The 9081-nt window shown below is 68.1% G+C and carries 9 protein-coding genes and 1 tRNA gene; 6 read left to right on the top strand and 4 right to left on the bottom strand.

The genetic code is table 11. The annotated features are described in order from the left end of the window. The 5 genes from RWR81_RS10860 to RWR81_RS10840 all read left to right on the top strand — a co-directional run. The coding region (locus tag RWR81_RS10860; protein ID WP_314457683.1) for a PTS sugar transporter subunit IIC at nt 1-378 on the top strand (378 nt) is incomplete at its 5' end. A gap of 18 nt (nt 379-396) precedes the next feature. Continuing rightward, nucleotides 397-1251: a PTS mannose transporter subunit IID gene (locus RWR81_RS10855; protein ID WP_314457681.1), complete on the top strand. Its 855-nt coding sequence runs from the start codon at nt 397-399 to the stop codon at nt 1249-1251. Between the two features lie 245 nt (nt 1252-1496). Next, nucleotides 1497-2276 (top strand): HAD family hydrolase, encoded by a 780-nt coding sequence (locus tag RWR81_RS10850; protein WP_314457679.1) that lies wholly within the window; start codon nt 1497-1499, stop codon nt 2274-2276. Continuing rightward, on the top strand, nt 2273-2890 hold the full coding sequence (locus tag RWR81_RS10845; protein ID WP_314457677.1) for a hypothetical protein: 618 nt from the start codon (nt 2273-2275) through the stop codon (nt 2888-2890). The genes RWR81_RS10850 and RWR81_RS10845 overlap by 4 nt, the downstream gene beginning before the upstream one ends. A gap of 51 nt (nt 2891-2941) precedes the next feature. Further along, the gene (locus RWR81_RS10840; RefSeq protein WP_314457676.1) at nt 2942-3805 is read left to right on the top strand and encodes an HAD-IIB family hydrolase; all 864 of its coding nucleotides are present in this window, start codon (nt 2942-2944) and stop codon (nt 3803-3805) included. A 108-nt stretch (nt 3806-3913) separates the two neighbouring features. On the opposite strand, the gene RWR81_RS10835 is transcribed toward RWR81_RS10840, so the two are convergent. Together RWR81_RS10835 and RWR81_RS10830 are read right to left on the bottom strand one after the other, a co-directional pair. After that, on the bottom strand, nt 3914-4360 hold the full coding sequence (locus tag RWR81_RS10835; protein WP_314457675.1) for a GNAT family N-acetyltransferase: 447 nt from the start codon (nt 4358-4360) through the stop codon (nt 3914-3916). Nucleotides 4361-4529: 169 nt separating this feature from the next. After that, nucleotides 4530-5891 (bottom strand): serpin family protein, encoded by a 1362-nt coding sequence (locus tag RWR81_RS10830; protein ID WP_314457673.1) that lies wholly within the window; start codon nt 5889-5891, stop codon nt 4530-4532. Nucleotides 5892-6188: 297 nt separating this feature from the next. On the opposite strand from RWR81_RS10830, the gene RWR81_RS10825 reads away from it, so the two are divergent. Further along, nucleotides 6189-7553: a PAS domain-containing protein gene (locus RWR81_RS10825; RefSeq protein ID WP_314457671.1), complete on the top strand. Its 1365-nt coding sequence runs from the start codon at nt 6189-6191 to the stop codon at nt 7551-7553. Nucleotides 7554-7676: 123 nt separating this feature from the next. On the opposite strand, the gene RWR81_RS10820 is transcribed toward RWR81_RS10825, so the two are convergent. Together RWR81_RS10820 and RWR81_RS10815 are read right to left on the bottom strand one after the other, a co-directional pair. Further along, nucleotides 7677-8915 carry a methyltransferase domain-containing protein gene (locus tag RWR81_RS10820; protein WP_314457669.1) on the bottom strand — a complete coding sequence of 413 codons (1239 nt, stop codon included), beginning with the start codon at nt 8913-8915 and terminating at the stop codon, nt 7677-7679. Between the two features lie 88 nt (nt 8916-9003). Beyond that, a tRNA-Thr gene (locus RWR81_RS10815) sits at nt 9004-9079 on the bottom strand. Between the last annotated feature and the right edge of the window lie 2 nt (nt 9080-9081).

Below are 9081 nucleotides of genomic sequence, written 5' to 3'. Positions count from 1 at the left end.
GGGCTCAACATCGCCGGTGGCTTCATCGTCGTCGTCGGTTACGCCATGGTCATCAACATGATGAAGGCGCGCAAGCTCATGCCCTTCTTCTTCCTGGGCTTCATCTTCGCCACCTTCGCCACCACCTACGGCGGCAAGGCCATGGTCAGCGACCACAGCAAGGGCATCGACAAGTGGGTCATCGACCTCGCCCCCAACGGCGCCACCCTCGTGGCCCTGGGCATCCTGGGAGCCTGTCTCGCCGTCATCTACGTCCAGCTCAACCCCGAGTTCCACGACTCCGTGCGCCTGCCGGCCGCCTCCCCCGCGGCCAGTGGCGGCTCCGGCAGCGACCTGGATGACGACCTCGACGACGACCTGGATGATGAGCTCGACTGAGCCGGAAGGAAGACTCTCATGACTACTGAAACCGCTCCGGCCACGTCGGAGAAGATGCTCACCACCCGCGACCTGCGCCGGATGTACTGGCGCTCCACCTTCCTGCTCGGCTCCTTCAACTTCGAGCGCATGCAGGCCATGGGCTTCTGCTACACGCTCATGCCGGCCATCCGGAAGGTCTACCGCGGCGACAAGGCCGCTGAGGCCGCCGCCCTCAAGCGGCACCTGGAGTTCTACAACACCCAGCCCTGGATCTCCTCGGTCGTGTTCGGCGTCACCGCCGCCATGGAGGAGCAGAAGGCCAAGGGCGAGGACATCTCCGAGGAGACGATCACCTCGGTCAAGGTCGGCCTCATGGGGCCGTTGGCCGGCGTCGGCGACCCCATCTTCTGGGGGACCGCCCGCCCCGTCCTGGCGGCGTTGGGCGCCTCCCTGGCCCTCAACGGATCGATCGTCGGCCCGCTGCTGTTCTTCGTCGGTATCAACATCCTGCGCGTTCTCACCCGCTGGTACGGCCTGAAGTTCGGCTACGAGCGCGGTACTGAGATGGTCACCGAGGTCGGCGGCGGCCAGCTCAAGAAGATCACCCAGATGGCCGCCATCATGGGTCTGTTCGTCATGGGCGCCCTGGTCTCCAAGTGGACCACCATCAAGTTCCCAGCGGTGGTCTCCTCGGTGAAGAACGACGACGGGCTCGTCACCGACACCACCGTCCAGAGCATCCTGGACCAGTTGCTGCCCGGCCTGGCAGCACTGGGGCTCACCTTCCTGTGCATGTGGCTGCTCAACAAGAAGGTCAACGCCCTGTGGATCATCCTGGGCATGTTCGCCGTCGGTATCGCAGGAGCCGCGACCGGCTTCCTGGGGCTGTAACGGACTAGCGGGCCGCCCACGAGCTGGCTATGACCCGCCGCGGAGCGGGGAGGGTACCGGAGCTCACCTCCGACGCCCTCCCCGCTCCGCGCACTCAGTAGAATGCGCGAGGCTCCCCGGGCTCCGTGGGCGCTCGATCAGGGCCCCCGCTGCACTGTCCGACGTCGCCTCCCGGCTCTTCCCGATCCACCCCGACCGTCGCCACCCCGACCGCCTTCCGCCAACCCCTGCAGCAAGGAACCAGCGTGACCCGACTCCTCGTCACCGACCTGGACGCCACCATCGTCTTCAATCGCTCCGTCTCCCCGGCCGACCGCGAGGCCATGGCCCGCTGGCGGGCCGCCGGCAACCTCCTGGCCATCGACACCGGCAAGTCCTCCTTCGCCACCCGTGACGTCTTCGAGCCCCTGGGCATCGTCTTCGACTACGGCGTCGTCTTCACCGGGGCGGTCCTCATCGACAGCAGTTACCAGGTCCTCTCCGCCCGCCACCTGCCCGACGGCGTCGCCCGCGACGTGGCCACCCGCACCATCGACCTGCCGGGGGTGACCACCTATGCCACCACCATCGAGACCGACTACATCCTGGCCGATAACAACGACGAGGTCTCCCCGATTCTGGCGGTCTTCGAGCAGATGCCCCTGGAGGAGATGGACTCCCACCGCTTCATCGGGGTGCCCCTGCGCGTCACCGACGATGCCCTGCGCCAGAGTCTTCAGGAGGAGATCACCCAGCGCTGGGAGGGCGTCCTGGACTGCCACCGCAACCAGGAGTTCCTCGACTTCGTGCCCGCCGGCGCCACCAAGGGTTCCGGACTGAGAACCCTCCTCGACGGTCCGCTGGCAGGGCGGGAGGTCGAGGTGTGGACCATCGGCGACTCCTGGAACGATCTGGACATGCACGCCGTCGCCGACCATGCCGTCGCCCTGCCCTGGTCCCCGCCGGAGGTGACGGCTGTGTGCGAGACGACCGTGGGCTCCATGGCCGAGCTCATCGACATGATCATGGAGGGCGACCGCGCATGAGTGAGAACGGCAAGGAGGACAGCAAGAAGTCGATCGGCACTCGGGTGCGCGACTGGTTCAGCGGCGGCGACCCTGACGGTCCCGCCAAGATCCGCGCCTGGGCCACCGGGGAGGACGGTCGCTGGCACGGCTACACCCACTCCATGGGCAGGTACGTCACCTGGCTCATGGTCATTGCCTGCATCCTCTACCCCTTCACCAAGGGGATCGGTTCGATCCTGGCCCTGCTCGTGGCCATCTTCCTCATGGGCGGACGAGCCCTGATCGAGCGCCAGGTGCGCCGCGACGTCTCCGACCTGGAGGAGGCCAAGCGCCAGTACGGCCTCACCCGCAACCCCGAGTACCTGCAGTTCATGACCCTGCGCGCGGAGGGGCTGCTCGAGGACAACAAGATCCTCACCCCCAGCTCCCGTACGCTTCTTGAGGACTACGCCCGCTGGGCCCGCGAGCGTCAAGAGCGTGAGGACAGGAAGAAGGACAAGAAGGCCCGCAAGGCGGAGAAGAAGGCTCGCCGGGAGGCCGTCGACAAGGAGGCCGGTCAACAGGATTCCATCGAGGAGTCCTCCGGCGCGGTGGCAACGGTTGAGGACCATGAAGTCGCTGACGACTCCTAGACGACTCCGAGACCGCTGAAGATCCGCAAGATCTGGATTGAAAGGATCCCCATGCCACGCAGGCTCATCTCCACCGATCTGGATGGCACCATCGTCTTCAACGGGACGATCCCGCTGCGCGACCGTGAGGCCATGGCCCGGTGGCGGGCGGCCGGTAACCTCCTGGTCATCAATACCGGACGGTCCGTCTCAGCGCTGGAGCACGTGGTGGTACCCATGGGCTTGGAGTTCGACAACGCCATCCTCTACACGGGGGCCGCCATCGTGGACGAGAACATCAGGGTGCGCCACTCGACGGCCCTACCTCCCGGCGTCGTCGAGGACATCCTCGATTTCGTCGAAGGGGCCCCGGGCGTCACCGTGTTCACCACCGGACTGGATGAGGACCTGCTCGTCTACGACACGATCGGCTCCGGGTCCGACTTGCTCACCCTGTTCCGCCCCGCTACTCGACGCGACCTGGAGGGGCGCGAGATCATCGGCGTGCCAATGCGCTTCACCGACCCGGAGATGGCCGCCCGCACCGAGACCCACCTGCGTCGGCGCTGGGATGGACGGGCGGTGGGCTTCCGCAACCAGGACTTCATCGACGTCGTCCCCGCTTCCGCCTCCAAGGGGGCAGGTCTCAGGCAGTTGGTGGCGAGCCTCGATGAGACGTCCGTCCCGGAGACGTTCGGCGAAGCCGGCGACGCCCCGGCCGACGGCTCGGCGGGTCTCGGCGGCGGCTCGTGCTCGCCGGAGCCCGTGGAGACGTGGTCCATCGGTGACTCCTGGAACGATATCTCCATGCATCAGGCCGCCGACCACGCCTACGCCCTGCCGTGGTCGCCTCCGGAGGTGGTGGCCCAGTGCGACGGCACGGTCTCCAGCCTGGCCGACCTCATCGACTCCCTCATAGGACGACCGACGGTCTAAACCCCGCACTTCGACCAAAACTTCATAGACGACACGGCTCCGCGTCATTTGTGAAGATTTTGTCGAAGTGGCGGTGGGTGTGTGCTCAGCGGGGGTGTGCCTCGCTGCTCAGACCTGGGCGTAGCGGTAGACGTTGGTCTCCCGCAGCTCGAAGCCGGCGCGGCGGTAGAGGCGGTTGGCGGCCTCGCGCGAGGGGCGCGAGGTCAGGTCCACGGTGCGCGCCCCCATCTTGCCGGCGTGCTCGACGGCGGCCTCCACGAGGGCCTGACCGGCGCCCTGGCCGCGGGCCTCACCGTCGACGACGACGTCCTCCACCCAGGCGCGCAGGCCCGTGGGGATCGTGAAGGTCGCCAGCGTCAGCATGCCCAGGATCGGGGTGCTCTGGCCGGCCTCGGCCTCGGGGCGGAAGACGAAGAGGAAAACCCCATCCTGGGCGATAAAGGCATGGCACTGCTCGGCGGTCAGCGCCGGAGCGCTGCGGGAGAGCTGCGGGATGAGGCGTTCCATGGCCTCGACGATCTCCGGGCTGGAGGTGGTGACGAGCTCGACAGTCATGAGGAGTTCTCCTGCTGGTCTCAAAAGGTGGTGGGCCGAGCGGGTTGTCCCCCGCAACGGTGCCCTGTCAGCCCTGGAGCCTACCGTCTGGAAGTGGTCCGGGCGGCGAAGCGGCCCCACTGATCGGAAGAATATGGCGGGCTGCGTCGGCCGGCAGCAGGTGTTGCGGTTACGCCGGGGCGCCTACCGTCTTGACGGTGGGATCCATGACAGCGGCCTCCACCAGGGCAGTGCCGCTGGTCAGGTCCCGCAGTCGCAGCACGTAGGGGTGGTTCACTGTGAACTCGACCAGTTCGTTCGGCTTCAGTTCCGCCGTGACCGCCACTTCTCCCTCGGTGAGGGCGGCGGCCACCGTGCCCTCCTCGTCCAGGATGAGGCGCACCTGCTGGGCCACCTGGGCCAGTGCGAGTTTTGGAGCGATCCGGTCCAGGCCCTCAGGGTTGAGCCCCTGCTCCTTGAGGAAGCCAAGGAGCTCCGTGGGCTGGGACGTGAGGTCCAGTTTGGGCAGTGCCAGCTGAACCTCACGGGACTCGGCGGAGTCCAGCGCCGCCGACGCCTCCGCCCACGTTCCGACGTCCATGGCGCCCGGCAGAGTGCCGGCGTCGGGCAGGACGACGTCGAGGGCGAGCTGGGAGCCATCCGAGTGGTGCTCCTCGCCGGCGTAGTGTAAACGCACCGCCGCCCAGTCCTTTCCGGTGGCGTAGGTGATGGAGCGCGTATCGTGCATGAGGTCGGCCTTGACGGTCTTGCCGCCGGCGAGCGTGAAGTCCTCCTGCGAGGTGTCCTTGGCTTTGAAGGGGGATTCCCACTTGGCTGCGAAGAGCAGGGCGTTCTGCACTACCAGGCGGGTGTCCTTGGAGATGTTGATGCCGCTGTTCGGGATGAGGTCGGCCGTGTTGCGCGAGGCCCAGGCATCGAGGTTCTTCTTCATCGAGTCCACCTCGATCTGCTCGATCTCGGCGGAGAACCAGCGCAGCACCGTGTCGAGATAGGTCTGCTTGACCTCGATGTCCTTCTCGTCGGCAATGAGGACATGGTTGGCCAGGTGGGTGAGCGGCTTGTTCGGGATCTTGTCCGGGTCGAATCCCTTGGGCGCGCCGTCGTAGCGGTTCAAGGAGTTCTGGATGGCCGACCAGGCGCGGTCGCGGTCCTCCCCCGAGAGCCCCAGGAGCGTGTCGTAACCCTGGGTCGCGGCATCCGTGGCGCCGTCGGCCAGGATCGCCAGGACAAGAGCGAGGCTGAGTGGGGAGACCATCGCCGTCGTCGTTGAGTCCGCCTTGAGGTAGTGGGTCAGGAGCTTGTCCCCGAGCTGGTCGCAGGCGGTGGCGGCCTTGGCCACATCGGAGGCGACGTCGGAGGGGTTGACCGTCTCACGGGTGGCCTTGGAGGTCAGTTGCTTGCCGGATGCGGAAGAGCACGCGCCCAGCAGTACCGCGGTCGCGGGGGCCAGAGCCGTCAACGCCAGCAGACGGCGGCGGGACGGGCCGTGGTGGTCGGAGCCGGGTCGGTGCGCAGGCGGGAACGTGTTCATGACATCAGGCTATGGAGCTTGACGGGGGCTGTCAGGGCCTTGGCGCGGTCCCGTCACGGGGAGTCGATCCCGGTCGGCTGCCGGCGGGTAGCCGCTCTGGCGCTGATGACGTCCGTTCGACTGTCGGACATCGGCCAGATCGCTGTATCACTGTGATGTGTCGACCCACAGGTATTGGCAGCCTCGGGCAACGGCCGAGAGTAGGCTTCCGACCAAGGTCCTACAACGTCCCCGTAGGCGCCGCAGATTCTACCCTCCACCTGCTCCGCGCCTGTGCCGCCACAAGGAAGGTCACTCATGGTCGAGTCCGTCGCCCCCGTCGAGCACGTCTTCGCCGTCGACGAGCTCTTCTTTTCCACCACGGACTCCCACGGTCGCATCCGCCGCGCCAACTCCACCTTCATGCGTCTGTCCGGCTACCCGCGCGGCGCCCTGGTGGGGCGGGCCCACAACGTCGTACGGCACCCGGACATGCCCGCCGGCCTGTTCCGCAGTATTTGGGACGCCATCGAGGAGGGGCGGGCTGCCAGCGCCTACATCACCAATCGCTCCTCCGACGACGGTCACTACCGCGTCTTCGCCACGATCGTGCCGTCCGGCTCGGGCTACCTGTCCGTGCGCACGCTGCCGATGCTCACCGACCTGCGCGACGACGTCGAGGTCGCCTATGCGCGGGTCCGCGACATCGAGGAGGCCTCGGCAGCGGCCGGCTCCACCCGCCGGGAGGTGGCCGCCGCCGGACAGGCCGCCCTCCAGTCCGAGCTGCGGGCACTGGGGTACGCCGACGCCATCGACTTCACTCGACGGGTGCTGGTCGCCGAGGTCGGCGCGCTCCTGGCCCATGGCGTCGGTATTCCCGACAGTCCACAGGCCGACGGCCCTGTGGCCCGGATCCTGGCCGCCATGAGTCGGATCGAGATCGAGACCGCCGGACTCGTCGGTGTCCTCCAGGAGGGGCAGCGGCTCGTCGACCTCCTGGGCATGCGAGCCGGTGAGATCGAGGCCCTCTCGGCCCGCCTGGGCGCCCTGCGCAGGACCATGAGGGCCCTCAGCGCGGATGTCGCGGTCCTCGGCCGCGGCGAGCAGGTCGACGATGTCGCTGAGCGTTGCCGGCAGGTTGACGCCTTGGTCCTGGAGTGCTCCGAGCAGCTCCACCCGCTGCGCAGCCAGATCGAGGAGCTGCGCGGTGACCTGGACTCAGTGAGCTTCCGTATCGCCCTGGCCCGTCTGCACAACCTGGCCGCCGGGCTCTTCGCCCTCCAGATCATTGAGGGCGAGGACGAGGTCGACGCCAACGATGCCGTCGGCAGCCTCAAGGAACTGTGCGCGGCGCTGAGCGACGGCGCCAGCACCCTGACCGAGCGTGTGGCCCTGCTGGACGCACGCCGTGAACTGGTGGGCGGCGAGCTGGACCTCGTGGCCGAGGACCTCGGTGTCATCCAGGACCCGATCCTGGATCTGCTGGAGGCGGCCGCAGCCGCCGGTGCCGGAGAGTCCGAGTCCGTGTCCACCGCACGCACCCTGGTCGGTCAGGATTTTGCCGAGGCTCGCGACCTGGCGGACCTGGCCGTGCGCGTACGCGACCTCGAAGTTCCCTACCGGGCCGAGGCCATCAACACCTGCCTGGCGGACGTGCACGCCGCCCTGGACGAGCTCGACTAGCCGGGCGCCGTGCCCCTTCCCGGGCCGCATGGCCGTGAGCCCGGGCCTGCTGCGAATGCACGTCAGCGGTGGAGGTGCGGCGCTCACCGACTGCCGACGGCGCATCCCCCTGTCGCACAGGTTCTAGCCTCGGACCAGCTCGACGAGCACCTCGGCGTGGTCAGTGTGGGGGAACATGTCGAACAGGCGGGAGCGCACCGCCCGCATTGAGGGCAGGCGCGCCAGGTCCGCCGCCAGCGTGCGGGGGTTGCAGGAGGAGTAGAGCATCCGCTCCACGCCTGAGGCCTCGATCCGGGCGGCCAGCTGCTCCCCGATCCCGCGCCGGGGCGGATTGACCACGAGCAGGTCCGGGCTCTGGGCACCGCAGACTCCCGAGACGTCGGCTCCCGGGGCGTCCGGGTCCAGGACATGGGCGTCCCCGGCCTCGAAGCGCACGAGCGCCGGGTTCAGACCCATGAGAGCGGCGGCATCGCGCGCTCCGTCGATGGCCGAGGCGGATACCTCCACGCCCAGCACCCGACGCCCCGGAGCCGCCAGGGCCAGGGCGAACCCGCCGACCCCGCAGAACAGGTCCCACACCCGAGCCGGCTCTAACTCCTGTGCCCAGGCGCGGGCGGTGGCGTAGAGCGCCTCGGCCACGGCCGTGTTGGTCTGAAAGAAGGAGCGGGTGGGCAGGTAGAGCGGCAGTTCGACGTCTTCGGAGCACCGGACGGTCGAGGTACTCGCTGATGGCGTCGGCAGGCTCAGACGCATGAGGAGCCGCTCCTCCTCAGTCAGAATGATCTCCTCGGGGCCCTCAATGACGGCCTGGTGGACGCCTTGGATGTTGACGCTGGCCACCGCCAGCTGAGGCAGCGCCTGCTGGAGACCGGGCAGAGCGGCGCGCAGCCGTTCCAGATGCCGCCGGGAGCGCAGGACGAAACGCACCATGAGGTCGCCGTCGGGTGAGGCGGTCACCAGGACGTACTTGAGCTCGCCGCAGCGTGAGGGCACATCATAGGGGCGCACGCCCAGGGCGGTGATGAGGTCGGCCAGGACCGGCAGAGTCGCCTCGATCGCCGGTACATGCAGCGGGCAGGTTCGCAGGTCGATGCCGTGGCCGGCGCCGTCGAGGATCCCCAGGGTGGGACGGGCGAGGGTTCCGGCCACCGCCATCTTCGCCTTGTTGCGGAAGCGCTCCGGGGCGCTCGCGGCCGGCGGCTCCCACAGACCGGCTGGGACGTGCTCGGCCAGCAGGGAGGCCACAAGGGACTGCTTGGACGCCAGCTGATCGGACAGTGGCCGGGACAGGTGGGGGCAGGAACGGCAGGTGCCGGCACTGTGGAGCGCGCACGACGGCGTCGGCGGTGCGGTCACCGACATGTCCCCTCCCGATGATGAGCTCGATGCCGGGCCGTGGGGTGGGTCTGAGACAGGAGTGTTCCAGGCCCGGACGGCTGCGGAGCATGAGTGGAGCCGCTTGTCGGACTCGAACCGACGACCTGCTGTTTACAAGACAGCTGCTCTACCAACTGAGCTAAAGCGGCGT

It is taken from the genome of uncultured Actinomyces sp., assembly GCF_963526355.1.
In the GTDB taxonomy this organism is placed as follows: Bacteria; Actinomycetota; Actinomycetes; order Actinomycetales; family Actinomycetaceae; genus Actinomyces.
The sequence above is the reverse complement of the archived record's forward strand: the minus strand, read 5'-3'. Positions and strand labels throughout refer to the sequence as shown.

Coding starts and splice junctions, on each gene's coding strand:
- RWR81_RS10855 (WP_314457681.1), top strand. CDS start 397: ATGACTACTGAAACCGCTCCGGCCACGTCGGAGAAGATGCTCACCACC.
- RWR81_RS10845 (WP_314457677.1), top strand. CDS start 2,273: ATGAGTGAGAACGGCAAGGAGGACAGCAAGAAGTCGATCGGCACTCGG.
- RWR81_RS10840 (WP_314457676.1), top strand. CDS start 2,942: ATGCCACGCAGGCTCATCTCCACCGATCTGGATGGCACCATCGTCTTC.
- RWR81_RS10835 (WP_314457675.1), bottom strand. CDS start 4,360: ATGACTGTCGAGCTCGTCACCACCTCCAGCCCGGAGATCGTCGAGGCC.
- RWR81_RS10830 (WP_314457673.1), bottom strand. CDS start 5,891: ATGAACACGTTCCCGCCTGCGCACCGACCCGGCTCCGACCACCACGGC.
- RWR81_RS10825 (WP_314457671.1), top strand. CDS start 6,189: ATGGTCGAGTCCGTCGCCCCCGTCGAGCACGTCTTCGCCGTCGACGAG.
- RWR81_RS10820 (WP_314457669.1), bottom strand. CDS start 8,915: ATGTCGGTGACCGCACCGCCGACGCCGTCGTGCGCGCTCCACAGTGCC.